Here is a 24,529-nt window from a genome sequence, read left to right on the forward strand (position 1 = left end):
CCCGGCCGGCTGCCGCTCCCGCTTGGTCACCGTCGTCGCCACCCGGCCATTCTGCCGCCCGCCCCCGACAGTCCCGCCGCGACGCCGCACGACGCGCACAGGGCGCCCCGGCCGAGGCCGGGGCGCCCTGTGGCGCGGTGCGGGCGGGTCAGGCGCCCGCCGCCGCCTTGAGGTCGGTGGCGCGGTCGGTGTTCTCCCAGCGCAGGTCCGGGATCTCGCGGCCGAAGTGGCCGTACGCCGCCGTCTGCTGGTAGATCGGGCGCAGCAGGTCGAGGTCGCGGATGATCGCGGCCGGGCGCAGGTCGAAGACCTCGTTGATGGCCTTCTCGATCTTCTCGACCGCGACGGTCTCGGTGCCGAAGGTCTCGACGAACAGGCTGACCGGGTGCGCCTTGCCGATGGCGTAGGCGACCTGGGTCTCGCAGCGCTCGGCGAGGCCGGCGGCCACGACGTTCTTGGCGACCCAGCGCATCGCGTACGCGGCGGAGCGGTCCACCTTGGACGGGTCCTTGCCGGAGAACGCGCCGCCGCCGTGGCGGGCGTAGCCGCCGTAGGTGTCGACGATGATCTTGCGACCGGTGAGGCCGGCGTCGCCCATCGGGCCGCCGATCTCGAACCGTCCGGTCGGGTTGACCAGCAGGCGGTAACCCTCGGTGTCGAGGCCGAGGCTCTCGAGCTCGGGGGCGATCACGTGCTCGCGCACGTCCGGTGTGAGCAGGCTCTCCAGCGAGATGTCCGCGGCGTGCTGCGACGACACGACGACGGTGTCGAGCCGCACGGGGCGCAGGCCGTCGTACTCGATGGTGACCTGGGTCTTGCCGTCCGGGCGCAGGTACGGGATGGTGCCGTCCTTGCGGGTGGCCGACAGGCGGCGCGCGAGGCGGTGGGCCAGCGCGATCGGCAGCGGCATCAGCTCGGGCGTCTCGTTGCACGCGAAGCCGAACATCATGCCCTGGTCGCCGGCGCCCTGGGTGTCCAGCGCGTCGCCGGCCTCACCCTCGCGCTGCTCGATGGCGGTGTCGACGCCCTGCGCGATGTCGGGCGACTGCGACCCGATCGAGACGCTGACGCCGCAGGACGCGCCGTCGAAGCCCTTCTTCGAGGAGTCGTACCCGATGCCGAGGATGGTCTCGCGGACGATGGTGGGGATGTCCGCGTACGCCTTGGTGGTGACCTCACCGGCGACGTGCACCTGGCCGGTGGTGATCAGCGTCTCCACCGCGACGCGGCTGCGGGGGTCCTGCGTGAGCAGGGCGTCGAGAATGCCGTCGCTGATCTGGTCAGCGATCTTGTCCGGGTGGCCTTCCGTGACCGACTCGGACGTGAACAGGCGGCGTGCCACGGTGCTCCTCAGAATGTCGATGGGGGATGTTCCCGCGGAAGTGTAGTCATCGGCTACCCGATCGACGTGCTTGGGTTGCGTCGTGACTCAGGATGTGACCAGCCGATCTACGACGAGGTCCCAGACCGCGTCGGCCACGGATTCCTTCGGCTGTTCACCGAGCGTAGCCACCACGCCGCGGCCGTCGAGGACCGTCACGGTGTTGGCGTCGGCGCCGAAGACGCGGTCCGCGCCGACCTCGTTGACGACGATCAGGTCGGCGTTCTTGCGGGTCAGCTTGCCGCGGGCGTGCTCCAGCGCGTCGTGCGTCTCGGCGGCGAACGCCACCAGGACCTGACCGGCCGGCTTCGCGGCGCCCAGCTCGGCGGCGATGTCCGGATTGGTCACCAGCTCGACGACGGGCGCGGCGCCACCGGTCTTCTTGATCTTCTGCTCGGCCACGACGGCGGGCCGGAAGTCGGCGGGCGCGGCGGCCATGACGACGGCGTCGGCGCCCTCGGCGGCGGCCAGCGTGGCGGCGCGCAGCTCCAGCGTGGTGCCGACCCGCACGACCTCGACGCCGGCCGGGTCGGGCAGCGAGACGTTGGCGGCGATCAGCGTGACGGCGGCGCCGCGGGCGGCGGCGGTGGCCGCGAAGGCGTACCCCTGCTTGCCGGACGACCGGTTGCCGAGGAACCGCACCGGGTCGAGCGGCTCGCGGGTGCCGCCGGCGGTGACGACGACGCGCCGGCCGGCCAGGTCGCGGCGCGGGGCGCGCAGGACCCGCAGCGCGTACGCGAAGATCGCCGCCGGGTCGGGCAGCCGGCCCTTGCCGGTGTCGGCGCCGGTGAGCCGGCCGACGGCGGGCTCGATGACGTGCGCGCCGCGCCGCCGCAGGGTGGCGACGTTGTCGGCCGTGGCGGCGTGCTCCCACATCTCGGTGTGCATCGCGGGCGCGAACACGACCGGGCAGGTGGCGGTGAGCAGCGTGTTGGTGAGCAGGTCGTCGGCGAGGCCGTGGGCCGCCTTGGCCAGCAGGTCGGCGGTGGCCGGGGCGACCACGACCAGGTCGGCGTGCCGGCCGATGCGCACGTGCGGCACCTCGTGGGCGTCGCTCCACACGTCGGTGGCGACGGGCTGCCCGCTCAGCGCGGCCCAGGTGGGCGCGCCGACGAACGCCAGCGCCGACGCGGTCGGCACGACCCGCACGGCGTGGCCGGACTCGGTGAACAGTCGCAACAGCTCGCAGGCCTTGTAGGCGGCGATCCCGCCGCCCACCCCCAGCACGACGTTCGGCACGGCAGGCTACCCCCGGATACGACGAATCCCGCGCCGGCGGGCGCGGGATCCGGACGGTGTGTGGCTCAGGGCTGGTCGATCGGCTCGGCCGTGAGCAGGCCGGCGTTGATCTCACGCATCGCGATCGACAGCGGCTTCTCCTGCGGCGTCGTCTCGACCAGCGGGCCGACGTACTCCAGGAGGCCCTCGCCGAGCTGGCTGTAGTAGGCGTTGACCTGACGGGCACGCTTGGCCGCGAAGATCACCAGCGAGTACTTCGACGAGGTCTTGTCGAGCAGCTCGTCGATGGGCGGGTTGGTGATGCCTTCGGGGTTGGCGACAGTTCCCACGGAAATCCTCTTGTTGATCTCAAACGCCGGGACGCGGTTGCGCCGGGGCCAGGGATAACGAACCGAGCAATCCTACCAGTTCGTCCGCGGCCCGCTCGACGAAGTCGTTGACGACCGTGCGGTCGAACTCCTTCTCGGCCGCCATCTCCTCGTCGGCGTGGGCCAGGCGGCGCCGGATCGTGTCCTCGTCGTCGGTGCCGCGGCCGACCAGCCGGCGCTTCAGCTCCTCGACGCTCGGCGGGGCGAGGAAGACCAGCTGCGCCTCGGGCATCGTGGCCCGCACCTGGCGGGCGCCCTGCAGGTCGATCTTCAGCAGGACCGGGATGCCGGCGGCGAGCCAGCCCTCGACCTGCGAGCGGGGTGTGCCGTAGAGGTTGCCGGCGAACTCGGCCCACTCCAGCAGCTGACCGCTGTCGACCAGGCGCTGGAACTCCGCGCGGTCGACGAAGTGGTAGTGCACCCCGTCGACCTCGTAGTCGCGCATCTTGCGGGTCGTCACCGAGACCGACAGGCGTATCCACGGCGAGCGCGCCCGGATCAGCTCGATCACGCTGTCCTTGCCGACCCCGGAGGGGCCGGACAGGACGGTGAGGCGAGCTGCCGGGCGCGCGTCGTCATCCATGCTCACGTGCTCATTCCTACACGAGGGCCTGGATCAGTTCGCAGCGAACTCCCCCAGCAGGGCCTTACGCTGCTGCTCGCCGAGGCCGCGCAGGCGACGGCTGTCAGCGATCTTGAGCTTCTCCATGATCTGGGTCGCCCGGATCTTGCCGATGCCCGGCAGCGCCTGCAGCACCGCCGAAACCTTCAGCTTGCCGACGACGTCGTCGCCTTCCGCCCGGTCGAGCACGTCGGCGAGGGTGGTCTTGCCCTGCTTGAGCTGGTCCTTCAGCTCAGCACGGGCCTTACGGATCTCCGCAGCCTTCTCCAGCGCGGCAGCGCGCTGCTCGGGGCTCAGTGACGGGAGCGGCACCAGTTCTCCTCAGGTCCCTATCGCACCGGTATCCCAATACCGGCACTCTGTGAAACGTGGTGTGCCCGGGAACCAAAGGGGCATGTGGTTCCCGGCGCCGGGAAAACTAGCGGTCAACGCCGGTTTCGGCAACGTGGGGGTACCCCCCGACCGGCTCGGGACCCCCCTGGTAAGCAGGCCGTTTCACCCGAGCGCCGCGCGGCAGGCATCGGCCGCGCGCAGGGCCGCGGCGCGCAGGCCGGCGACGTCGGGGCCGGCGTTCAGGACCTCCCGGGAGTACGACGGGAGCACGTGCGGCAGGGCGGCGCCGAAGACGCGGCGCAGGTCGTCAGGGGTGGCGCCCTGCGCGCCGAGGCCCGGCGCGAGCAGCGGGCCGTTGATCGCCGAGAGGTCGTGGCCGGTCTCGCCGATCGTCGCGCCGACCACCGCGCCGACGCTGCCGAGTGGCGTCGCACCCCTGTTGACCTGCGAAATCTCGTCGATGATGGTCTGCGCGACGGTCGCGCCGCCGGGGCCGACGGCGTGCTGCACGGCCGGGCCCTCCGGGTTGGACGTCAGCGCCAGGACGAAGACGCCGGCGCCCTGCTCGGCGGCCAGGTCGAGCGCGGGGCGCAGCGAGCCGAAGCCGAGGAACGGGCTGACCGTGATCGCGTCGGAGGCCAGCGGGCTGGACTGATCGAGATATGCCGATGCGTAGGCGGCCATCGTGGACCCGATGTCACCCCGCTTCACGTCGAGCAGGACGAGCACTCCGGCCTCGCGAAACTGTCGGATAGTTGACTCAAGGACGGCGATGCCGCGTGATCCAAATCTCTCGAAAAATGCCGACTGCGGCTTCACCACGGCGACGTGATCGGCCACCGCCTCGACCACCGTTCCGGCGAACCGGGCCAGGCCCTCGACGTCGTCGGACAGGCCCCAGCGGGCCAGCAGGGCGCTGTGCGGGTCGACCCCGACACACAGCGGCCCGCGCTTGCTCACGGCCGCCGCGAGGCGGCTCCCGAACGGTTCCACGATGTACCCCTTTCGTGTTCAGCCCGCCGCCGCGGCGGCCGCGATGCCGCGCGCGATCAGGGCCAGGTCCGCGTCGCCGGTGACGTACGGCGGCATGGTGTAGATCAGGTCGCGGAACGGGCGCACCCACACGCCCGCGGCGACGGCGGCGGCGGTCGCCGCGGCCACGTCGACCGGGTGGTCGAGCTGGACGACGCCGATGCCGCCCAGCACCCGCACGTCCGCCACCCCGGGCGCGCCGCGCAGCGGCTCCAGGCCGGCCGTGAGGCCCCGTTCGAGCCGGCGGACGTCCTCGGCCCAGTCACCGCCCGTGAGCAGCCCGAGGGACGCCGAGGCGACCGCGCACGCCAGCGGGTTCGCCATGAACGTCGGCCCGTGCGCCAGGCCGCCGCCCTCCCCCGCCGACACGGCCGCCGCCACCTCGGTGGTGCACAGCGCCGCCGCCAGGGTCAGGTAGCCGCCGGTGAGCGCCTTGCCCACGCAGAGGACGTCCGGCGCGACGCCGGCGTGGTCCGCGGCGAACAGCGCGCCGGTGCGGCCGAAGCCGGTGGCGATCTCGTCGAGGATCAGCAGCACGCCGTGCGCGGCCGTGACCTCGCGCAGCGCCCGCACGTACGCCGGGTGGTGGAAGCGCATCCCGCCCGCGCCCTGCACCACCGGCTCGACGATCACGGCGGCCAGCTCGCCCGCGTGGGCCTCGACCGTCGCGGTGAGATGGTCGACGTAGGCCGCGGAGACCGGCGCGGCGAAGCCGTCCGGGGGCGCGTCGGCGAACACCTGACGCGGCAGCACGCCCGTCCACAGCTGGTGCATGCCGCCGACCGGGTCGCACACGCTCATCGGCTGGAACGTGTCGCCGTGGTAGCCGCCGCGCCAGGTGGCCAGCCGCCGGCGCTCGGGGCGGCCCACCGCCCGCTGGTACTGCAGGGCCATCTTCGCGGCCACCTCGACGCTCACCGAGCCGGAGTCGCACAGGAACACGTGCTCCAGCCCCGCCGGCGTCAGCTCGACCAGCGTGCGGGCCAGCCGGATCGCGGGCTCGTGGGTCAGCCCGCCGAACATCACGTGGCTCATCGCGGCGGCCTGCTCGGCGAGGGCGGCGTCGAGCACCGGGTGCCGGTAGCCGTGGATCGCCGCCCACCACGACGACATGCCGTCGACCAGCTCGGTGCCGTCGGCGAGCGTCAGCCGCACCCCGGCCGCGCTGCGCACCAGGTACGGCGTGGCGCGCGACGGCATCGGGCCGTAGGGGTGCCAGACGTGCGCCCGGTCGTACGCGAGCAGCTCGTCCGGCCGCATCAGTCGTGCCCGGGGATCGCCCGCGCGACCGCCTTCACCAGGCCGGGGCCGCGGTAGATGAAGCCGGTGTACAGCTGCACCAGGTCCGCGCCCGCGTCGATCAGGCGGGTGGCGTCGTCCGGGTCGAGGATGCCCCCCACACCGATGATCGGCAGCCGGCCGCCGGTCTCCCGGTGCACGAAGTCGACGACCTTGTGCGCCCGCTCGGTCAGCGGCCGCCCCGACAGGCCGCCGGCCTCGCCCGCGCGGTGCTGGTCGGCCGGGGCGAGCCCGTCGCGCGACAGCGTGGTGTTGGTGGCGATCACGCCGGCCGCGCCGTGGTCGGCGCACGCCTGCAGCACCTCGGCGATGGCCGGCTCGGTGAGGTCCGGGGCGATCTTCACCAGCACCGGGACCTTGCCGACGAGCGCGCCCAGCAGCCCCTCCAGGTGCGCCCGGTCCTGCAGCGAGCGCAGGCCGGGGGTGTTCGGCGACGACACGTTCACGGCGATGTAGTCGGCGAACGGCCGGACCAGCTCGTAGGACGCCAGGTAGTCCTGCACGGCCTCCTCGATCGGCGTCACCTTCGACTTGCCGAGCGAGACGCCCAGCGGCACCGGCAGCGCGCCCAGGTCGCGCAGGCGCTCGGCGAGGGCCGCGGCGCCGGCGTTGTTGAAGCCCATCCGGTTGATGACGGCCTCGCTGGCGCGCAGCCGGAACAGCCGTGGCCGGTCGTTGCCCGGCTGGGCGTGCGCGGTCACCGTGCCGACCTCGACGAAGCCGAAGCCGAGCGCGGGCCACGCGGGCAGCGCCACACCGTTCTTGTCCATCCCGGCGGCCAGCCCGACGGCGTTCGGGAACCGCACCCCGAACACCGTGCGCGGCGCGCTGACGAAGTTCTGCCGGTGCAGCGCCCGCCGGGCGGCCGGCGCCAGGCCGGCGAGGCGGCGCAGCGTCCACTCGTGCGCCGCCTCGGCGTCGCCGCCGCCGACCCGGAACAGCACGGGCCGGACGGCGGCGGTGAACAGACTCACGACTCCTGCCGGAGCGCGGCGTGCAGCTCCTGCAGCGGGCGGACGGTCATGTCGCCGTTGATCAGCGCCTCGATGCCCATCACGGCCGCCGCCGCGCCCGGCACCGTGGTGATGCACGGGATGTCGGCGGTGACCGCCGCGCTGCGGATCTCGTAGCCGTCGGAGCGGGCGCTGGCGCCCGACCCCTGCGGCGTGTTGATGACCAGCGCGATCTCGCCCTCGGCGATGAGCGTCACGGCGTTCTTGCCGGGCGCCTCGAAGTGCTTCGGCACGATCGTGCAGTCGATGCCGTAGCGCTGCAGCACCTGGCCGGTGCCCGCCGTCGAGACGATCTCGAAGCCGAGGTCGGCCAGCCGCTTGACCGGGAACACCATCGAGCGCTTGTCCCGGTTGGCGACGGTCACGAAGACCTTGCCGGACGTCGGCAGCGACCCGTACGCCGCGGCCTGGCTCTTGGCGAACGCCTGCCCGAAGCCGGTGTCGATGCCCATGACCTCGCCGGTGGACTTCATCTCCGGGCCGAGCAGGCTGTCGACGCCCTGGCCGGCGGGGGTGCGGAACCGCTTGAACGGCAGCACCGCCTCCTTGACGGCGATCGGCGCGCCCGCGGGCACGTCGCCGCCGTCGCCGGAGGGCAGCAGGATCCCCTCGGCGCGCAGCTCGGCGATGGTGGCGCCCAGCATGATCCGGGCGGCCGCCTTCGCCAGCGGCACCGCCGTGGCCTTGGAGACGAACGGGACCGTGCGCGACGCCCGCGGGTTGGCCTCCAGCACGTACAGCGCGTCGTCCTTGAGGGCGTACTGGACGTTGAGCAGGCCGCGCACCCCGACGCCGCGGGCGATCTCCGCGGTGTAGCGGCGCACCTCGGCGATGTGCGAGGCCGCCAGGGTGATCGGCGGCAGCACGCAGGACGAGTCGCCGGAGTGGATGCCGGCCTCCTCGATGTGCTCCATCACGCCGCCGAGGTAGACCTCGCCGGTGGCGTCGCAGAGCGCGTCCACGTCGATCTCGATGGCGTCGTCGAGGAACCGGTCGACCAGCACCGGGTGGTCCGGGCTGATCTCGGTGGCCCGCTCGATGTAGCCGGCCAGGGTGGGCTCGTCGTAGACGATCTCCATGCCGCGGCCGCCCAGCACGTACGACGGCCGGACCAGCACCGGGTAGCCGATCTCGTCGGCGATGGCCTTGGCCTCGTCGAAGCTGACCGCGGTGCCGTGGGCGGGCGCCCGCAGGCCGGCCTTGGCCAGCACCTTGCCGAACGCGCCGCGCTCCTCGGCGAGGTGGATCGCCTCGGGCGACGTGCCGACGATGGGCACGCCCGCCGCCTTGAGCCGCCGCGCCAGGCCGAGCGGGGTCTGGCCGCCGAGCTGCACGATCACGCCGACGACGCCGGGGCCGCCGGCCGCCTCGCCGGACGTCTGCTCCGAGTGCACGACCTCCAGGACGTCCTCGAAGGTGAGCGGCTCGAAGTACAGCCGGTCGGCGGTGTCGTAGTCGGTGCTGACGGTCTCCGGGTTGCAGTTGACCATGACGGTCTCGTAGCCGGCCGCCCGCAGCGCCATGACGGCGTGCACGCAGGAGTAGTCGAACTCGATGCCCTGGCCGATGCGGTTCGGCCCGGAGCCCAGGATGAGCACCTTCGGCCGGTCGCTCGGCGCGACCTCGGTCTCGTCGTCGTACGACGAGTAGTGGTACGGCGTCTTCGCGGCGAACTCGGCGGCGCACGTGTCGACCGTCTTGTAGACCGGGCGCACCCCGAGCCGGTGGCGCAGCGTGCGCACCCCGTCCTCGCCGGCCAGCTCCGGCCGCAGCGCGGCGAGCTGGCGGTCGGAGACGCCGGCGCGCTTGGCGGCGCGCAGCAGCTCCTCGCTGAGCACCGGCGCGTCCAGGATCTCCTGGCGCAGGGCGACCAGCGCGGCGATCTCGTCGAGGAACCAGGGGTCGATGCCGCCGGACGCCTCGTGCACCTGCTCGACGGTGGCGCCCAGCCGCAGCGCCCGCTCGACGGTGTAGAGCCGGCCGTCGTGCGGCATCCGCAGGTCGGCCAGGGTGGACTCCACCGTGGAGCCCGCCGGGTCCGGCACGGTCCAGAAGCCGCCCGCCTTGTCCTCCATCGAGCGCATCGCCTTGTTCAGCGCCTCGGTGAAGTTGCGGCCCAGGCTCATCGCCTCGCCGACCGACTTCATCGTCGTGGTCAGCTCCGGGTCGGCGCCCGGGAACTTCTCGAACGCGAACCGCGGGATCTTCACCACCACGTAGTCGAGGCTCGGCTCGAACGCGGCCGGCGTCTCCGCGGTGATGTCGTTCGGGATCTCGTCGAGGGTGTAGCCGATGGCCAGCTTCGCCGCGATCTTCGCGATCGGGAAGCCGGTCGCCTTCGACGCCAGCGCGGAGGACCGGCTGACCCGCGGGTTCATCTCGATGACGACCAGGCGCCCGTCGCGTGGGTTGATCGCGAACTGGACGTTGCAGCCGCCCGTGTCGACGCCGACCTCGCGCAGCACGGCGATGCCCATGTCGCGCAGGTCCTGGTACTCGCGGTCGGTGAGGGTCATCGCCGGGGCGACGGTGACGGAGTCGCCGGTGTGCACGCCCATCGGGTCGAGGTTCTCGATGGAGCACACGACCACCACGTTGTCGTGCCGGTCGCGCAGCAGCTCGAGCTCGTACTCCTTCCAGCCGAGCACGCTCTCCTCGATGAGCACCTCGGTGACCGGGGACGCGGCCAGGCCGGTGCCGGCGATGCGCTCCAGGTCGTCGAGCGTGTGCGCCATGCCCGAGCCCAGCCCGCCCATGGTGAACGACGGCCGGATGACGACCGGCAGGCCCAGCTCCGCCACGGTCGCGCGGACCTCGTCCATCGAGTGGCAGACGCGGCTGCGCGGGGTCTCGCCGCCGGCCTTCGCCACGATCTCCTTGAACAGCTGCCGGTCCTCGCCGCGGCGGATCGACTCGACGTTCGCGCCGATCAGCTCGACGCCGTACTTGTCCAGCACACCGCTCTCGTGCAGCGCGATCGCCGTGTTCAGCGCGGTCTGCCCGCCCAGCGTCGGCAGGATCGCGTCCGGGCGCTCCTTGGCAATGACCTGCTCGACGAACTCCGGGGTGATCGGCTCGACGTAGGTGGCGTCGGCGAACTCCGGGTCCGTCATGATCGTGGCCGGGTTGGAGTTGACCAGCGAGACGCGGATCCCCTCGGCGCGCAGCACCCGGCACGCCTGGGTGCCGGAGTAGTCGAACTCGCAGGCCTGCCCGATGACGATGGGGCCGGAGCCGATGACCAGGATGTGCCGTAGATCGTCGCGCTTAGGCATGCTGCTTACCTTCGATCAGGTCCTTGAAGCGGTCGAACAGGTAGTCCGCGTCGTGCGGGCCGGCCGCCGCCTCCGGGTGGTACTGGACGGTGAAGGCGGGCACCTCGAGCGCCCGCAGCCCTTCGACCACGTTGTCGTTGAGGCACACGTGGCTGACCTCGACGCCGCCGAAGTCCGTGTCGATGACGGTGTTCAGCGGGGCGTCGACGGCGAAGCCGTGGTTGTGGCTGGTCACCTCGACCTTGCCGGTGGTCCGGTCGACGACCGGCTGGTTGATGCCGCGGTGGCCGTACCCCAGCTTGTAGGTGCCGAAGCCGAGCGCGCGGCCGAGGATCTGGCTGCCGAAGCAGATGCCGAACAGCGGGATCTCGCGGCGCAGCACCTCGCGGGCCAGGGCGACCGGGTGGTCGGCGGTGGCCGGGTCGCCGGGGCCGGGCGAGAAGAACACCGCGTCCGGGCCGACGGCCAGGATCTCGTCCAGGGTGGACGTGGCGGGCAGCACGTGGGTGGTGACGCCGCGGGCGGCCAGCCGCCGCGGCACGTTGCGCTTGATGCCCAGGTCGAGCGCGGCGACGGTGTAGCGGTGCTCGCCGATCGCCTCGACCGTGTACGGCCGGGCGGTGGTCACCTCCGCCGACAGGTCCGCGCCCACCATCTGCGGCGACGCCTGCACCTTGGCCAGCAGGGCGGCCGGGTCGAGGTCGGCGCTGGAGATGCCGACCCGCATCGCGCCGCGCTCGCGCAGGTGCCGGGTCAGCGCCCGGGTGTCGATGCCGCTGATGCCGACGACGCCCTCGGCGGCCAGCCGCTCGCCCAGGTCGCCGGTGGCGCGCCAGTTCGACGGCCGGCGGGCCGGGTCGCGGACCACGTAGCCCGCGACCCAGATCCGCGCCGACTCGTCGTCCTCCAGGTTCACGCCGGTGTTGCCGATGTGCGGGGCGGTCTGCACGACGACCTGCCGGTGGTACGACGGGTCGGTCAGCGTCTCCTGGTAGCCGGTCATGCCGGTGGTGAAGACGGCCTCGCCGAACGTCTCGCCGACGGCGCCGTACGCCTCCCCCCGGAAGGTGCGCCCGTCCTCGAGGACGAGAATCGCTGGTGTCCTGGTCACTTCACGGCCTTTCCGTCGAGCACCGTGGCCTCGCCACGAAGGAAGGTCGCGACGATGCGACCCGGCAGGGTCATCCCCGCGTACGGGGTGTTGCGGCTGCGGCTGGCCAGCTCCGCGGCGTCCACCTGGCGGCGGGCGGCGGGGTCGACCAGCGTCACGTTGGCGGGGTCGCCGACGGCGAGCGAGCCGCCGTGGCCGTCGAGCCCGGCGATGCGGGCCGGGGTGCGCGACATCCGGTCGGCGATCAGCTCCCACCGCTCGCCGAGCACGCTCAGCACGATCGGCAGGGCCGTCTCCAGGCCGAGCATCCCGGGGCGCGCGTACGCCCACTCGCACTCCTTGTCCTCCACGGCGTGCGGGGCGTGGTCCGTGGCGACGATGTCGATGACGCCCTCGACCAGGGCCTCGCGCAGGGCCTGCACGTCGGCGGCGGTGCGCAGCGGCGGGTTCACCTTGTACACCGGGTCGTAGCTGGCGGCCAGCTCGTCGGTGAGCAGCAGGTGGTGCGGGGTGACCTCGGCGGTGACCCGCACGCCGCGGGCCTTGGCGTGCCGCAGCACCTCGACCGACCCGGCGGTGGAGACGTGGCAGACGTGCAGGCGGCTGCCGACGTGCTCGGCGAGCAGCACGTCGCGGGCGATGATCGCCTCCTCGGCGACGGCGGGCCAGCCGGTCAGCCCCAGGCGGGTGGACACCTCGCCCTCGTGCATCTGCGCGCCCTCGGTGAGCCGCGGCTCCTCGGCGTGCTGCGCGATGACCCCGTCGAACGCCTTCACGTACTCCAGGGCCCGGCGCATGAGCCGCGGGTCGGCGACGCATTGGCCGTCGTCGGAGAAGATCCGCACGGTGGCGGCGGAGGTGGCCATCGCGCCCAGCTCGGCCAGGCGCTCGCCGGCCAGGCCGACGGTGACGGCGCCGATCGGCTGCACGTCGACCAGGCCCGCCTCGCGGCCGAGGCGCCACACCTGCTCGACGACGCCCGCGGTGTCGGCGACCGGCGAGGTGTTCGCCATCGCGCAGACCGCGGTGTAGCCGCCCAGCGCCGCGGCGCGCGAGCCGGTCTCGACCGTCTCGGCGTCCTCGCGGCCGGGCTCGCGCAGATGGGTGTGCAGGTCGACCAGGCCGGGCAGGGCCACCAGGCCGGTGCCGTCGATCGTCTCGTCGGCGGCGCCGCCGGGCTCGGCGATGCGGCCGTCGCGGATCAGCAGGTCGGCGGGCTCGCCGCCGAGGATCCGGGCGCCCCTGATGAGGTAACTCGTCACGCTTTGCCTCCGAGCAGCAGGTAGAGGACGGCCATCCGGGCGCTGACGCCGTTGGCGACCTGTTCGACGATCGTGGAGCGGGGCGAGTCGGCCACCTCGGGCGCGATCTCCATGCCCCGGTTCATCGGGCCCGGGTGCATGACGATGGCGTGCTCGGGCAGCTTGCGCATGCGCGGCACGTCGAGGCCGTAGCGGCGGGCGTACTCGCGCGCGCTGGGGAAGTAGCTGTCCTGCATGCGCTCGGTCTGCACCCGCAGCATCATGACGACGTCGGCGTCGGGCAGCACGCTGTCCAGGTCGTAGCTCACCCGCGTGGTCTTGCTCAGGGCGGCGGCGATGTCCACCGGGATCAGGGTGGGCGGGCCGACCAGCGTCACGTTGGCGCCGAGCGTCGACAGCAGCAGCACGTTCGAGCGGGCCACCCGGCTGTGCAGCACGTCGCCGACGATCGCCACGTTCAGCCCGTCGAGGCGGCCGAGCCGGGCGCGCATCGTGTACGCGTCGAGCAGCGCCTGCGTGGGGTGCTCGTGGGTGCCGTCGCCGGCGTTGACCACCGAACCGTCCACCCAGGACGACAGCCGGTGCGGGGCGCCGCTGGCCGGGTGCCGGATGACGACCGCGTCGGCGCCCATCGCCTGCAGGGTCAGCGCCGTGTCCTTCAGGCTCTCGCCCTTGCTGACGCTGGAGCCCTTCGCGGAGAAGTTGATGACGTCGGCGCTGAGCCGCTTCGCCGCCGCCTCGAACGAGATGCGGGTGCGGGTGGAGTCCTCGTAGAAGAGGTTGACCACGGTGCGCCCGCGCAGCGTCGGCAGCTTCTTGACCTCGCGGCCGGCCAGCGCGGCCATCTCCGCGGCGGTGTCGAGGATCAGCGTGGCGGTCTCGGCGTCCAGGTCGGCGGCGCTCAGCAGGTGCCGGATCATGCGGTCCTCCCCAGGAGCTTGACCTCGTCCGTGCCGCCGTCGCATTCGGCGAGGCGGACCCGCACCTTCTCGGCCAGGGCGGTCGGGATGTTCTTGCCGACGTAGTCGGCGCGGATGGGCAGCTGCCGGTGGCCGCGGTCGACGAGCACCGCGAGCTGCACCGAGCTGGGCCGGCCGACGTCGTTGAGGGCGTCGAGCGCGGCGCGCACCGTGCGCCCGGAGTAGAGGACGTCGTCGACGAGGATCACCCGCCGGCCGTCGATGCCGCCGCCGGGCAGCTCGGTCTTGCCGATCGCCCGGGTGGCCTGCAGGCGCAGGTCGTCGCGGTAGAGCGTGATGTCGAGCGCGCCGACCGGCACGTCGATGCCCTCGAAGGCGTGGATGCGGGCCGCGAGCCGGCGGGCCAGCGGGACGCCCCGGGTCGGGATGCCGAGCAGCACCGTGCCGGTGGCGCCGGAGGTCTTCTCGAGGATCTGGTGCGCGATGCGGTCGACGACGCGCTGGATGTCGGCGGCCGAGAGGATGACCTTCTCGGAGGCGGGCACATCGGGCAAAGCCGTCGAAGGCGGGTGGGCAGCCTGAGAATAGGCCACGATGGACTCCTTCCCCGCCTCACGGGACGGGTCGTTAAAGGATGTCGGTCGGCCCGGGCGCCGCAACGCCTGGCCGATGGCTGACGCTACGTTACCAGCGGCCCGGAGATTGACCATGGTGACGTGCCTGACGTCGCCCTGCGGCACGGATCACGGGGACGAAAGGGTCAAGTGCCGAACCCGCCGCGACTGTCCGGTGACCAGCACTTGACCGGGCGTCGCTTCCGCCGTACCGTCACGCAGCGTAGCGATCGCCGGGGCCCGTACGCCCCGGGCCAGCCGAGCTAACGGGAGTGTGGCGAATGCCTTCTGAGTACGCCAAGTCGTTGGGGGCGCGCCTGCGCTCCATCCGCCAGCAGCAGGGCCTGTCGTTGCAGGGGGTGGAGGAGAAGTCGAACGGCCGGTGGAAGGCCGTCGTCGTCGGTTCGTACGAGCGCGGCGACCGCGCCGTCACCGTCTCCCGCCTCGCCGAGCTCGCGGACTTCTACCGCGTTCCCGTCTCCGAGCTGCTGCCCGACGGCAGCGGCGTGCGCCTGGAGGCGACCAACAAGATCGTGCTGGACCTGGAGAAGCTGTACGACGCGGCCGGCGAGGACCTGGCCTACGTCGCGCGCTACGCCCGGGCGATCCAGCAGCAGCGCGGCGACTACAACGGCCGCGTCCTGTCGATAAGGGCGGACGACCTGCGCGCCCTGGCGATCGTGTACGACATCTCGCCGTCCGGCCTCATCGAGCGCCTGACCGAGCAGGGTGTGCTCGTCGCCGACCCCCGGGCGTTCTTCGCCTCCTGAGGCTCCCGCCGCTGCCCGGCCGCCGCCACCGGCCCCGCAGCCGTACGACGAGGAACTCGCGCCGCATCAGCGGCGCGAGTTCTTCGTTGTGTGCGGGTTTCAGCGGGTGGCGAACTCGGCGATGCGGCCGAGGATGCCGTTGAGGAACCGCGGCGAGTCGTCCGTGGACATCTGCTTGGCCAGCTCGACGGCCTCGCTGATCGCCACCGGGTCGTCGATCTCGTCGACGTACAGCAGCTCGTGGATCGCGATGCGGGCCAGGTTGCGGTCGACGACCGGCATGCGGTCGATCGTCCAGCCCTCGGCGTAGCTCGCGATCAGCTCGTCGATCCGGTCGAGGTGCGCGGCGACGCCCTCGACCAGGCTCGTCGTGTAGTCGATGTGGTCCGGCAGCGGCCGCTCGATGCGCTGCAGATAGCCCGCGAGGACCTCCACCGGGGGCTGGTCGCGCATGTCGGCCTCGTAGAGCACGTCCAGCGCCCGCTTGCGCGCCTTGCGGCGGGCGGGCATCGAGACCTTCGGGCCCTCACCCATGGTCAGCTGCGGCCGAGGTAGCGGCCGTCGCGGGTGTCGACCTTGATCTTCTCACCGGTGGTGATGAACAGCGGGACGTTGACCGTCGCGCCGGTCTCGACCGTGGCCGGCTTGGTGCCGCCGGTCGACCGGTCGCCCTGCAGGCCCGGCTCGGTGTAGGTGACCTCGAGGAAGACGCTCGTCGGCAGCTCGATGTACAGCGGCACGCCCTCGTGCGTGGCGACGGTGGCCTCGGCCTCGGGCAGCAGGTAGTTGGCGGCCTCGCCGACGGTGCCCGACGGGACGGGGATCTGGTCGAAGGTGCTCAGATCCATGAAGATGAAGTCGTCGCCGTCCTGGTACAGGTACTGCATCGTGCGCTTGTCGACCGTGGCCGTCTCGACCTTGGTACCGGCGTTGAACGTCTTGTCGACGACCTTGCCGGAGAGGACGTTCTTCAGCGTGGTGCGCACGAACGCCCCGCCCTTGCCCGGCTTGACGTGCTGGAACTCCACGACGGCCCACAGCTCGCCGTCGAGGTTGAGCACCAGGCCGTTCTTCAGGTCGTTGGTGGAAGCCATGTCCTACCTTGCTTGTGCCGCGGATGAGTTCTGGACCGGTCGAGCTTACGCGACGCTACGGTGCCTGTGCGATGTGCCTCAGTGCCAGCACGTAGCCGTGCACCCCGAGCCCGGCGACCACGCCGGTGGCCACCGCGGAGATCACCGAGTGGTGCCGGAACGCCTCGCGGGCGTGGATGTTCGAGATGTGCACCTCGACGAGCGGCGCGCGCAGCATCGAGCAGGCGTCGCGCACCGCGAGGTTGTAGTGCGACCAGGCGCCCGGGTTGAGCACCACCGGCACCTGCTCGTCGGCGGCGGCGTGCAGCCAGGCCAGCATCTCGTGCTCGGCGTCGGTCTGCCGGACGGTCACGTCGAGGCCCAGCTCCTCGCCCGCCCGCTCGCACAGCGCGACGAGGTCGGCGTAGGTGGTGGAGCCGTACACCGCGGGCTCGCGGGTGCCGAGCCGGCCGAGGTTCGGGCCGTTGAGGACGTGCACGGCGGTCATGCCGCCACCGCCGCGTAGGCGCGCTCCAGCAGCGCGTCGTCCGGCCCGTCCAGGATGCCCGGCTTCGCCAGGCCGTCGAGCACCACGAACCGCAGCCGGTCGGCGCGCGCCTTCTTGTCCACCCGCATGGTCTTCAGCAGCCCGGCCCACTCCCCCGCGTACGACGTCGGCAGGCCCAACAGCTCCAGCACCGCGCGGTGCCGGGCGGCGGTCGCGTCGTCGAGCCGGCCGGCCAGCCGCGACAGCTCGCCCGCGTAGACGGTGCCGACGGCGACCGCGTGGCCGTGCCGCCAGGTGTAGCCCTCGACCTTCTCGATCGCGTGGGCCAGGGTGTGGCCGTAGTTGAGGATCTCGCGCAGGCCGGACTCGCGCAGGTCGGCGCCGACCACGTGGGCCTTGACCCGGATGGCGCGCTCGATCAGCTCGCGCACGACCGCGCCGTGCGGGTCGGCGGCCGCCGCCGGGTCGCGCTCGACCAGGTCGAGGATGGCCGGGTCGGCGATGAAGCCGCACTTGACCACCTCGGCGAGCCCGGCCGCCAGGTCGACCGGCGGCAGCGTGTCGAGGGCGTCGAGGTCGCACAGCACCCCGGCCGGCGGGTGGAACGCGCCGACCAGGTTCTTGCCCGCGGCGATGTTCACGCCGGTCTTGCCGCCGACGGCCGCGTCGACCATGCCGAGCAGCGACGTCGACACCGGCACCCAGCGCACGCCGCGCAGCCACGCCGCGGCGACGTAGCCCGCGAGGTCGGTGACGGCGCCGCCGCCGACGCCGACCACGACGTCCGTGCGGGTGAAGCCGGCGGCGCCGAGGGCGTCCCAGCAGCGCGCGGCCACCTCGACCGTCTTGCCGGCCTCGGCGTCGGGCACCTCGATCGGCAGCGGGCGGGCCCCCGCCGCGGCCAGCCCGGCGGCGATCGCCTCGGCGCGGGCGCGCAGCGGGGCCGAGTACAGGACCGCGGCGCGGGCGGCGCCGTCGACCAGGGCGGGCAGCGCGCCGGGCAGGTCGCGGCCGACCAGGACGTCGTACGGCCGCTCGCCGGCCACGTTGATGCGGGTCACGTCGGTGTTCATCACGGCCGAGCCTAGTCTCGCCGCCATGGGGTTATAGACACCTAACCCCACTAGGGGTACACATGGCGCATGCCCAAAATCAACGTGTACCTGCCCGACGACCTCGCCGAGGCCGTCCGCGACACCGGCGTCCCGGTCTCCGCCGTCTGCCAGCGCGCCCTCGAGCAGGCCGTGCGGCGCGTCACCGCGATCCGCTCCACCGTCCTCGGCGAGGCCGACGCCGACGACCTGGCCGAGCGGCTGCCCCTGTTCACCGCCCGCGCCGTGACCGTCCTGACCGGCGCCGTCGCCGCCGCCCGCGGCACCGGCGCGGCGGCCGTCGGCACCGGCCACCTGCTGCGCTCGCTCGTCGACGAGGGCGGCAACCTCGCGCTGGAGGTGCTGCGCGCGATGGAGATCGAGCCCGCCCGCCTCGCCGGCGCCCTGCGCGACGCCGACCTCGCCGAGCCGGCGGGCGGCGAGCCCGGCCTGCGCTGGAGCACCCCCGCCGCCAACGCGCTGGAGGCGCCCGTCGCCGAGGCGGCCGCCCTCGGGCACAACTACGTCGGCTGCGAGCACCTGCTGATCGGGCTGGCCGCCGAGCCCGACGGCGCGGCCGGCCGGGTGCTGCGCGCCGCCGGCGCCGACGCGCGGGCCGTCCGGCGCGCCGTCGCCGCCGCGCTCGCCGGCTACTCGCACCTGCGCGCCTCCACCGGCGCCCTGGCCGGGTACGCACACCTGCGCGGCTCGGCCGCCTCCCCCGTCCCCGCCGGGCGCGCCGGGCCCGACGCGCTGCTGGCCGCCGTGCGGGCCGAGCTCGCGCCGCTCGTCGAGCGCATCGAGCGGCTCGAGGCCCGCACCTGACGGGGGAACCGTCGCCTTCCGGCGTACGCGCGGCCGGGCCCGCGGCGCCTAGCATCGGGGCGTGGCGGCGCGGCTGGGGTGGCGGGCGGACGTCGCGCCGGCGATCGGCGTGGCCGCCGCCCTCGTGGTGGTCGCCGCGGCCGGGCAGGCCGCCGAGGGCGACACCGGCCCCGGCGCCTACGCCGGCGCCGCCGCCCTGGGCGTGCTCATGCTCTGGCGCCGCCGCTACGCGCGCACCGTGCTGCTGCTCACCGCCACCGGCCTGTTCGCCTACTACGCCGCCGGGTTCCCCGCGCTCGGCGTGGCCGTGCCCGTCGCGGCGGCCCTCTACTCCGCCGCCGAGGCGGGCCACCGGCGCACCGCCGTCGCCGTCGCCGTCGCCGTGCTGGCCGGCTCCATCGGCTACCGGCTCGCCACCGGCCAGAGCTTCCGCTACGTCGTGCTGTACGACGCCGTCGGCCACGTCGCGCTGATGGGCGCCGCCGTCGCGCTCGGCGAGCTGGTCCGCGCCCGCCGCCGCATCGACGCCCTGACCGGCGCGCAGATCGCCCTGGCCGCCGACCGCCGCCTGCACGAGCACCGCCAGGAGCTGTCCCGCGACCTGCACGACTCCATCGGCCACACGCTCACCGTGGCCGCCGTGCACGCCAACGTCGCCCGGCAGGAGGCGCACCGCTCCCCCGCCGCCACGGCCGCCGCCCTCGACCACGTCAGCGCCGCCGTGTCACGGGCCCTGGACGAGCTGCGCGCCACCGTCCGCGAGCTGCGCCCGACCCTCGCCGACGTGACCGCCCTGGCCGGCACCGCCCGCACCGCCGGCTTCACCGTCCACCTCGACGTGCGCCCCGGCGCGGTCCCCGACGGGGTGTCCGCGACGGCGTTCCGCCTCGTCCAGGAGGCCGTCACGAACGCGCTGCGGCACTCCGACGGCGGCACCCTCACCGTCAGCGTCCGCCGCGCCGGCGACGACCTGCTCGTCGACGTCCACGACGACGGCACCGTCACCGCGCCCGCCGCCGAGCACGCCGGCCTCACCGGCATGCGGGAACGCATCACCGCCCTCGGCGGCACCCTGACCGCGGGCCCGGCCCGCCCGGGCTGGCGGGTCGCCGCGACCCTGCCCGTGGGGACGCACCATGGCTGACGTGCGCGTCGTGGTCGTCGACGACCAGCCGCTCATCCGCGCCGGCATCGTCGCCCTGCTGACCGGCGATCCCGGCGGCGGCATCGCCGTCGCGGGCGAGGCGTCCGACGGCGCGGCCGGCGTCGCCCTCGCCCGCCGGGTGGCCCCCGACGTGGTGCTCATGGACATCCGCATGCCCGGCCTCGACGGCATCGCCGCCACCCGGCAGCTGCGCGCGGCGTGCCCGGGCACCGCCGTGCTCATGCTCACCACGTTCGACACCGACGACGAGGTGCTCGGCGCGCTGCGCGCGGGCGCCCACGGCTACCTGCTCAAGGACGCCTCCGGCGAGGCGCTGCGCGCCGCCGTGCACGCCGCCGCCCGCGGCGAGCCCGCCCTGGCCCCCGGCGTCGCCCGCCGGGTCATGGACCGGGCCGTGGCCGCGCCGGTCGCCGCGCCCGACCCGCGCATCGGGCTGCTCACGGCGCGGGAGCTGGAGGTGCTGCGGGAGGTGGCCCGCGGCGACGACAACGCGGCGGTCGCGGCGCGGCTGCGGCTCAGCCCCGACACGGTCCGCACGTACGTCAGCCGCATCCTGACGAAGCTGGGGGCGGCGAGCCGGGCGCAGGCCGTCGCCATCGCGCACCGCAGCGGCCTCGGGCAGTGAGCCCGGTCAGGCGGGCCGCGAGGCGTACCCGGTCAGGGCGTCGGCCAGCTCGCGGACCGCGCCGCGCAGCGCGTCCGGCTTCAGCACCGTGAACGGCCAGCCGAGGCCCGCCAGCATCGTGGCCATGCCGGGCAGGCTGTTGGCGTTGGCGCGCAGCAGCACCCCGTCCGCCGTCTCGGTCAGCTCGGCGACCGTGGCCGGGATGCGGCGGCGGGCCTGGGTCAGGTCGGTCTCCAGCAGCACCTCGACGGCGTGCTCCCAGGGCAGCCCGGCGAGCGTCTTCGTGACGTGGCCGACGGCGTCGAAGTTCGGCGGGGCCTCGAAGGCCTCGGTGGACGACGACACCGCCGTGATGCGGTCGAGGCGGAAGGTGCGGATCTCGTCGCGCAGGTGGTCGTGGCCCACCAGGTACCACCGGCCCGCGTGGAACACCAGGCCGTACGGGTCGACCTCGCGCAGCTTGACCGGGGACGGGCGGTCGCCGGGCCAGCGCCGGTCGCCGCCGGTGGGCTTCGCCGAGCGGTACGTGATGGTGACGCGGTGGTGGGCGCGGGTGGCGGCGCCCAGGGTGAGCAGGGTGCCGGTGGCGGGGCGGGCGGCGCCGTCGCGGCGGGCCGCGGTGAAGCCCAGGGTGGACTCCAGGGCGCCCAGCCGCTCCGCCAGGGGGCGGGGCAGCACGCGGGTGATCTTGTCGTGGGCGGCGGCGGTGGCCGGGGCCTCGGTGTGCAGGCCGAGCTGGTCGGCGGCGAGCAGCCCGAGGACGACGGCGACGGCCTCCTCGTCGGTGAGCATCAGCGGGGGCAGCTTGAAGCCGGGTTCCAGCCGGTAGCCGCCGTACCGGCCGCGGGCGGCGGTGACGGGGATGCCCAGCTCGGCGAGGTTGCCCGCGTACCGGCGGACGGTGCGGTCGTCGACGCCGAGGCGGGCGGCCAGGTCGGCGCCCGTGAGGCGGTGGTGGGTCTGGAGCAGTTCGAGCATCGCGAGCACGCGTGACGCCGGTCGGGACATGGCGGAAAACCTCCCCGGATACCGGACTGGTTACGTCCGGAAACCATCGTACGGTGCTGGCATCGACGACGGAAGGAATCACCCATGAGCACGTTCGTCCTGGTACCCGGCATGTGGATCGGCGCTTGGGCGTGGCGCGGTGTCACCGCCGAGCTGCGCGCCGCCGGGCACGACGTCTTCCCGCTCACGCTCACCGGGGTGGCGGACCGCGACCACCTGCCCGGCGCCGACCTGGAGACGCACGTCGCCGACATCGTCCGGCTGATCGAGGTGGAGGACCTGCGCGACGTGGTGCTGGTCGGGCACAGCTACGGCGGGTTCCCGGTGACGGTGGCCGCCGAGCGGATCCCGGGGCGGCTGTCCCGGGTGGTGTACGTCGACAGCGGCCCGCTGCCGGCCGGCACCACGCAGCTCGACCAGCTCGACGTCGCGGTCACCGGCCCGGCGGTGCCGCCGCGGGAGTGGGACCCGGCGGCCGACCCGCAGCTGCTCGCCGGGCTCGACGACGCCGCGCTGGAGCTGCTGCGCACCCGCGCGACGCCGCATCCGGCCGCCTCGGTGACCGCGCCGCTGCCGCGCACCGGCGCGGGCCTGGCGGTGCCGCTGACGCTGGTGACGTGCGCGCTGCCGGCGGAGCAGGTGGCGCAGATGATCGCCGCCGGCCACCCGTGGTTCGCCGAGCTGACGGACGCGACGGTGGTGGCCGTGCCGACCGGGCACTGGCCGATGCTGAGCGAGCCGGTGGCGCTGGCCCGCGCGCTGGCGGGCCAGCCCGGCAGTTAGCCCGGCAGTTGGCCCAGCAGCGCGGCGACCTCGTCGGCGACGTCGGCGGGGGTGCGGCCGTCGGTGCGCACGGTGTGCGTGGCGACTTCCCGGTAGAGCGGGCGGCGCTGGTCCATCAGGTACTTCAGCGTCGCCCGCGGGTTGACCGTGAGCAGCGGGCGGCCCGCGCCCAGCCCGACCCGCTTGACCGCGTCGGACAGCTCGACCGACAGGAACACGACGGGGTGCCCGGCCAGCAGCGCCCGGGTCTCCGGCGCCAGCACCGCGCCGCCGCCCAGGGCGAGGACCCCGTCGAACGACGCCAGCGCATGCGCCACCGCCGCGCGTTCCAGCTCGCGGAAGTGCGGCTCGCCGTCGTCGAGGAAGATCTCGGGGATCGGCTTGCCGGCCGTGCGCTCGATCGCCGCGTCGGTGTCGTCGAACGCGACGCCGAGCCGCTCGGCGAGCAGCCGGCCGGTGGTGGTCTTACCCGCGCCGGGCACGCCGACGAGCACGCAGACCGGGGCCATCAGCGGATCAGCAGGTTGTCGACGTAGGCGGCCAGGTTGCGGCGGATCTCGGCCACCGAGTCGCCGCCGAACTTCTCCGTCGCCGCCTCGGCCAGCACCAGCGCCACCATCGCCTCGGCGACGACGGCGCCCGCGGGCACCGCGCACACGTCCGAGCGCTGGTTGATGGCGGTGGCGACCTCGCCGGTGGTGACGTCGATGGTCTGCAGGGCGCGGTTCAGCGACGAGATGGGCTTGAGCGCGGCGCGCACCCGCAGCGGCTCGCCGTTGGTGATGCCGCCCTCCAGGCCGCCGGCCCGGTCGGTGATGCGCTTGACGCCGGCGTCCGTCGGGATGATCTCGTCGTGCGCCACCGAGCCGCGCGAGCGGGCCTGGGTGAAGCCGTCGCCGATCTCGACGCCCTTCACGGACTGGATGCTCATCAGCGCGGCGGCGAGGCGGCCGTCGAGCTTGCGGTCCCACTGCACGTGCGAGCCCAGGCCCGGGGGCACCCCGTACGCCAGCACCTCCACGATGCCGCCGAGGGTGTCGGCGTCCTTCTTCGCGGCGTCGACCTCGGCGACCATCCGGGCGCTGGCCTCGGGGTCGAGGCAGCGCAGCGGGTCGGCGTCGATGCGGTCGAAGTCCTCGGGGACGGGCACCACGCCGGGCTTGGCGGCGACCGAGCCCAGCTCGATGACGTGCGAGACGATGTCGATGCCGAGGGCCTGCTTGATCAGCGCCTTGGCGACGGTGCCGACGGCGACGCGGGCCGCGGTCTCGCGGGCGCTGGCGCGCTCGAGGATCGGGCGGGCGTCGGTGTGGCCGTACTTCTGCATGCCGGCCAGGTCGGCGTGGCCGGGACGCGGGCGGGTCAGCGGCGCGTTGCGGGCCTGCGAGGCCAGCTCGGCGGGGTCGACCGGGTCGGCCGCCATCACGGTCTGCCACTTGGGCCACTCGCTGTTGCCGACGCGGATCGCGACCGGGCTGCCCTGGGTGACGCCGTGCCGGATGCCGCCGATCAGCTCCAGCTCGTCCTGCTCGAACGCCATGCGCGCGCCGCGGCCGTAGCCGAGCCGCCGGCGGGCGAGCTCGCGCCCGATCTCGGCACTCGTCACCTCGACGCCGGCGGGCACGCCCTCCAGCATGGCGACGAGCGCGGGTCCGTGGGATTCACCTGCGGTCAGCCAGCGCAACACGGGCGTAAGTGTGGCACGCCCCGGCGGTGGCCCGCGGCGCCCCCGGCGATGTCCCGCGGTACGGACGATCTAGCCCTGCCCGCCGAGCAGTTCGGCGAGCCGGCGCAGGTGCGGCACGGCCGCGGCCAGCTCCCGGCGGGCCTCCGGCGGCAGCTCGCCGAGCCCGACGGCGACCAGCGTGCGGCGCAGGTCGCGGTACCGCTCGAGGCGCCGGCGGGCCTCGTCGGTGAGCAGCAGCCGCACGGTGCGCCGGTCGCCGGTGTCGCGCTCGCGGGTGACCAGGCCCGCCGCGACGGCCTCGCCGACCAGGGTGCTGGCCGTGTTCGGCGCGATGCCCAGCTGTTCGGCGGCCGCCGTGACGCCGATGCCGGGCCGGCGCTCGACGAGCTTGAGCAGCTCGTTCTGGGCGGCCGGCAGCTCGGGCCGGCCGGTGGCGCGCACCGTGGCGCGGCGCAGCGCGTGGTGCAGGGTGGCGACCGCCTCGCCGAGGTCGCCCGCGTGGTCGCCCATGGCGCACCTCCCGCC

The 24,529-nt window shown here is 73.9% G+C and carries 26 protein-coding genes; 5 read left to right on the forward strand and 21 right to left on the reverse strand.

The annotated features are described in order from the left end of the window. Positions 1 to 148: 148 nt before the first annotated feature. The 13 genes from metK to pyrR form a co-directional block, all read right to left on the reverse strand. Positions 149 to 1,342, reverse strand: a complete 1,194-nt coding sequence (gene metK, locus Sya03_RS22070; RefSeq protein ID WP_203940280.1) for a methionine adenosyltransferase — start codon at positions 1,340 to 1,342, stop codon at positions 149 to 151. Positions 1,343 to 1,429: 87 nt separating this feature from the next. Next, positions 1,430 to 2,620, reverse strand: a complete 1,191-nt coding sequence (gene coaBC, locus Sya03_RS22075) for a bifunctional phosphopantothenoylcysteine decarboxylase/phosphopantothenate--cysteine ligase CoaBC (protein ID WP_203940281.1) — start codon at positions 2,618 to 2,620, stop codon at positions 1,430 to 1,432. 65 nt (positions 2,621 to 2,685) lie between these two features. Beyond that, positions 2,686 to 2,949 (reverse strand): DNA-directed RNA polymerase subunit omega, encoded by a 264-nt coding sequence (rpoZ, locus tag Sya03_RS22080; protein WP_203940282.1) that lies wholly within the window; start codon positions 2,947 to 2,949, stop codon positions 2,686 to 2,688. 19 nt (positions 2,950 to 2,968) lie between these two features. Then, positions 2,969 to 3,577, reverse strand: a complete 609-nt coding sequence (gene gmk, locus Sya03_RS22085; RefSeq protein ID WP_425543768.1) for a guanylate kinase — start codon at positions 3,575 to 3,577, stop codon at positions 2,969 to 2,971. A 27-nt stretch (positions 3,578 to 3,604) separates the two neighbouring features. Beyond that, positions 3,605 to 3,922 carry an integration host factor, actinobacterial type gene (gene mihF, locus Sya03_RS22090; protein WP_203940284.1) on the reverse strand — a complete coding sequence of 106 codons (318 nt, stop codon included), beginning with the start codon at positions 3,920 to 3,922 and terminating at the stop codon, positions 3,605 to 3,607. A 183-nt stretch (positions 3,923 to 4,105) separates the two neighbouring features. Beyond that, complete coding sequence (gene pyrF, locus Sya03_RS22095) at positions 4,106 to 4,936, reverse strand: orotidine-5'-phosphate decarboxylase (protein WP_203940285.1); 831 nt, start codon at positions 4,934 to 4,936, stop codon at positions 4,106 to 4,108. Between the two features lie 18 nt (positions 4,937 to 4,954). Continuing rightward, the gene (locus tag Sya03_RS22100; RefSeq protein WP_203940286.1) at positions 4,955 to 6,235 is read right to left on the reverse strand and encodes an adenosylmethionine--8-amino-7-oxononanoate transaminase; all 1,281 of its coding nucleotides are present in this window, start codon (positions 6,233 to 6,235) and stop codon (positions 4,955 to 4,957) included. Beyond that, complete coding sequence (locus Sya03_RS22105) at positions 6,235 to 7,248, reverse strand: quinone-dependent dihydroorotate dehydrogenase (RefSeq protein WP_203940287.1); 1,014 nt, start codon at positions 7,246 to 7,248, stop codon at positions 6,235 to 6,237. The genes Sya03_RS22100 and Sya03_RS22105 overlap by 1 nt, the downstream gene beginning before the upstream one ends. Beyond that, positions 7,245 to 10,562 (reverse strand): carbamoyl-phosphate synthase large subunit, encoded by a 3,318-nt coding sequence (carB, locus tag Sya03_RS22110; protein WP_203940288.1) that lies wholly within the window; start codon positions 10,560 to 10,562, stop codon positions 7,245 to 7,247. Before carB ends, Sya03_RS22105 begins: the two co-directional genes overlap by 4 nt. Then, the gene (gene carA, locus Sya03_RS22115; RefSeq protein ID WP_203940289.1) at positions 10,555 to 11,673 is read right to left on the reverse strand and encodes a glutamine-hydrolyzing carbamoyl-phosphate synthase small subunit; all 1,119 of its coding nucleotides are present in this window, start codon (positions 11,671 to 11,673) and stop codon (positions 10,555 to 10,557) included. Before carA ends, carB begins: the two co-directional genes overlap by 8 nt. Beyond that, the gene (locus tag Sya03_RS22120) at positions 11,670 to 12,935 is read right to left on the reverse strand and encodes a dihydroorotase (protein WP_203940290.1); all 1,266 of its coding nucleotides are present in this window, start codon (positions 12,933 to 12,935) and stop codon (positions 11,670 to 11,672) included. Before Sya03_RS22120 ends, carA begins: the two co-directional genes overlap by 4 nt. Continuing rightward, positions 12,932 to 13,855 (reverse strand): aspartate carbamoyltransferase catalytic subunit, encoded by a 924-nt coding sequence (locus Sya03_RS22125; RefSeq protein WP_203940291.1) that lies wholly within the window; start codon positions 13,853 to 13,855, stop codon positions 12,932 to 12,934. Before Sya03_RS22125 ends, Sya03_RS22120 begins: the two co-directional genes overlap by 4 nt. After that, a complete protein-coding gene (gene pyrR / locus Sya03_RS22130; RefSeq protein ID WP_203940357.1) occupies positions 13,852 to 14,409 on the reverse strand; it encodes a bifunctional pyr operon transcriptional regulator/uracil phosphoribosyltransferase PyrR in 558 nt (185 codons plus the stop codon). Before pyrR ends, Sya03_RS22125 begins: the two co-directional genes overlap by 4 nt. A gap of 341 nt (positions 14,410 to 14,750) precedes the next feature. Here pyrR and bldD point away from each other — a divergent pair, with 341 nt between their 5' ends. Further along, a complete protein-coding gene (gene bldD, locus Sya03_RS22135; RefSeq protein ID WP_015624001.1) occupies positions 14,751 to 15,239 on the forward strand; it encodes a transcriptional regulator BldD in 489 nt (162 codons plus the stop codon). A 99-nt stretch (positions 15,240 to 15,338) separates the two neighbouring features. Here the strand turns inward: bldD and nusB are convergent, their stop codons facing one another. The 4 genes from nusB to aroB are packed head-to-tail and all read right to left on the reverse strand — an operon-like array spanning position 15,339 to position 17,893. Continuing rightward, positions 15,339 to 15,749, reverse strand: coding sequence for a transcription antitermination factor NusB (gene nusB / locus Sya03_RS22140; RefSeq protein ID WP_203940358.1), 411 nt, complete (start codon positions 15,747 to 15,749; stop codon positions 15,339 to 15,341). A 26-nt stretch (positions 15,750 to 15,775) separates the two neighbouring features. Then, the gene (efp, locus tag Sya03_RS22145; protein WP_203940292.1) at positions 15,776 to 16,333 is read right to left on the reverse strand and encodes an elongation factor P; all 558 of its coding nucleotides are present in this window, start codon (positions 16,331 to 16,333) and stop codon (positions 15,776 to 15,778) included. A gap of 55 nt (positions 16,334 to 16,388) precedes the next feature. Continuing rightward, positions 16,389 to 16,820 (reverse strand): type II 3-dehydroquinate dehydratase, encoded by a 432-nt coding sequence (gene aroQ, locus Sya03_RS22150; protein WP_203940293.1) that lies wholly within the window; start codon positions 16,818 to 16,820, stop codon positions 16,389 to 16,391. After that, positions 16,817 to 17,893, reverse strand: coding sequence for a 3-dehydroquinate synthase (gene aroB, locus Sya03_RS22155; protein WP_203940294.1), 1,077 nt, complete (start codon positions 17,891 to 17,893; stop codon positions 16,817 to 16,819). The genes aroQ and aroB overlap by 4 nt, the downstream gene beginning before the upstream one ends. Before the next feature lie 69 nt (positions 17,894 to 17,962). Here aroB and Sya03_RS22160 point away from each other — a divergent pair, with 69 nt between their 5' ends. The 3 genes from Sya03_RS22160 (at position 17,963) to Sya03_RS22170 (ending at position 20,526) form a co-directional block, all read left to right on the forward strand. Then, positions 17,963 to 18,736, forward strand: coding sequence for a Clp protease N-terminal domain-containing protein (locus Sya03_RS22160; protein ID WP_203940295.1), 774 nt, complete (start codon positions 17,963 to 17,965; stop codon positions 18,734 to 18,736). Positions 18,737 to 18,797: 61 nt separating this feature from the next. After that, a complete protein-coding gene (locus tag Sya03_RS22165) occupies positions 18,798 to 19,880 on the forward strand; it encodes a sensor histidine kinase (protein WP_203940296.1) in 1,083 nt (360 codons plus the stop codon). Continuing rightward, positions 19,873 to 20,526: a response regulator transcription factor gene (locus Sya03_RS22170; protein WP_203940297.1), complete on the forward strand. Its 654-nt coding sequence runs from the start codon at positions 19,873 to 19,875 to the stop codon at positions 20,524 to 20,526. Before Sya03_RS22165 ends, Sya03_RS22170 begins: the two co-directional genes overlap by 8 nt. A 6-nt stretch (positions 20,527 to 20,532) precedes the next feature. On the opposite strand, the gene Sya03_RS22175 is transcribed toward Sya03_RS22170, so the two are convergent. Further along, entirely contained in the window at positions 20,533 to 21,534 is a 1,002-nt protein-coding gene (locus tag Sya03_RS22175) for a helix-turn-helix transcriptional regulator (protein ID WP_203940298.1), read from the reverse strand. 84 nt (positions 21,535 to 21,618) lie between these two features. Here Sya03_RS22175 and Sya03_RS22180 point away from each other — a divergent pair, with 84 nt between their 5' ends. Continuing rightward, on the forward strand, positions 21,619 to 22,317 hold the full coding sequence (locus tag Sya03_RS22180; RefSeq protein WP_203940299.1) for an alpha/beta fold hydrolase: 699 nt from the start codon (positions 21,619 to 21,621) through the stop codon (positions 22,315 to 22,317). On the opposite strand, the gene Sya03_RS22185 is transcribed toward Sya03_RS22180, so the two are convergent. The 3 genes from Sya03_RS22185 to Sya03_RS22195 all read right to left on the reverse strand — a co-directional run bounded on the left by Sya03_RS22185 (position 22,314) and on the right by Sya03_RS22195 (position 24,514). Beyond that, the gene (locus Sya03_RS22185; RefSeq protein ID WP_203940300.1) at positions 22,314 to 22,826 is read right to left on the reverse strand and encodes a shikimate kinase; all 513 of its coding nucleotides are present in this window, start codon (positions 22,824 to 22,826) and stop codon (positions 22,314 to 22,316) included. The genes Sya03_RS22180 and Sya03_RS22185 overlap by 4 nt on opposite strands. After that, positions 22,826 to 24,004 (reverse strand): chorismate synthase, encoded by a 1,179-nt coding sequence (aroC, locus tag Sya03_RS22190; RefSeq protein WP_203940301.1) that lies wholly within the window; start codon positions 24,002 to 24,004, stop codon positions 22,826 to 22,828. Before aroC ends, Sya03_RS22185 begins: the two co-directional genes overlap by 1 nt. Positions 24,005 to 24,073: 69 nt before the next feature. Beyond that, positions 24,074 to 24,514 carry a MarR family winged helix-turn-helix transcriptional regulator gene (locus Sya03_RS22195; protein WP_203940302.1) on the reverse strand — a complete coding sequence of 147 codons (441 nt, stop codon included), beginning with the start codon at positions 24,512 to 24,514 and terminating at the stop codon, positions 24,074 to 24,076. Positions 24,515 to 24,529: the final 15 nt, after the last annotated feature.

The sequence above is a fragment of the Spirilliplanes yamanashiensis genome (genome assembly GCF_016863475.1).
In the GTDB taxonomy this organism is placed as follows: Bacteria; Actinomycetota; Actinomycetes; order Mycobacteriales; family Micromonosporaceae; genus Spirilliplanes; species Spirilliplanes yamanashiensis.

Bases quoted from the DNA above. Each gene is read 5' to 3' on its own strand.
- Sya03_RS22125 (WP_203940291.1), bottom strand. From the start codon at position 13,855: ATGATCCGGCACCTGCTGAGCGCCGCCGACCTGGACGCCGAGACCGCC.
- Sya03_RS22180 (WP_203940299.1), top strand. From the start codon at position 21,619: ATGAGCACGTTCGTCCTGGTACCCGGCATGTGGATCGGCGCTTGGGCG.
- Sya03_RS22175 (WP_203940298.1), bottom strand. From the start codon at position 21,534: ATGTCCCGACCGGCGTCACGCGTGCTCGCGATGCTCGAACTGCTCCAG.
- bldD (WP_015624001.1), top strand. From the start codon at position 14,751: ATGCCTTCTGAGTACGCCAAGTCGTTGGGGGCGCGCCTGCGCTCCATC.
- Sya03_RS22100 (WP_203940286.1), bottom strand. From the start codon at position 6,235: ATGCGGCCGGACGAGCTGCTCGCGTACGACCGGGCGCACGTCTGGCAC.
- Sya03_RS22170 (WP_203940297.1), top strand. From the start codon at position 19,873: ATGGCTGACGTGCGCGTCGTGGTCGTCGACGACCAGCCGCTCATCCGC.
- efp (WP_203940292.1), bottom strand. From the start codon at position 16,333: ATGGCTTCCACCAACGACCTGAAGAACGGCCTGGTGCTCAACCTCGAC.
- carB (WP_203940288.1), bottom strand. From the start codon at position 10,562: ATGCCTAAGCGCGACGATCTACGGCACATCCTGGTCATCGGCTCCGGC.
- aroQ (WP_203940293.1), bottom strand. From the start codon at position 16,820: ATGACCGCCGTGCACGTCCTCAACGGCCCGAACCTCGGCCGGCTCGGC.
- aroB (WP_203940294.1), bottom strand. From the start codon at position 17,893: ATGAACACCGACGTGACCCGCATCAACGTGGCCGGCGAGCGGCCGTAC.
- Sya03_RS22195 (WP_203940302.1), bottom strand. From the start codon at position 24,514: ATGGGCGACCACGCGGGCGACCTCGGCGAGGCGGTCGCCACCCTGCAC.
- Sya03_RS22185 (WP_203940300.1), bottom strand. From the start codon at position 22,826: ATGGCCCCGGTCTGCGTGCTCGTCGGCGTGCCCGGCGCGGGTAAGACC.
- Sya03_RS22160 (WP_203940295.1), top strand. From the start codon at position 17,963: ATGCCCAAAATCAACGTGTACCTGCCCGACGACCTCGCCGAGGCCGTC.
- nusB (WP_203940358.1), bottom strand. From the start codon at position 15,749: ATGCCCGCCCGCCGCAAGGCGCGCAAGCGGGCGCTGGACGTGCTCTAC.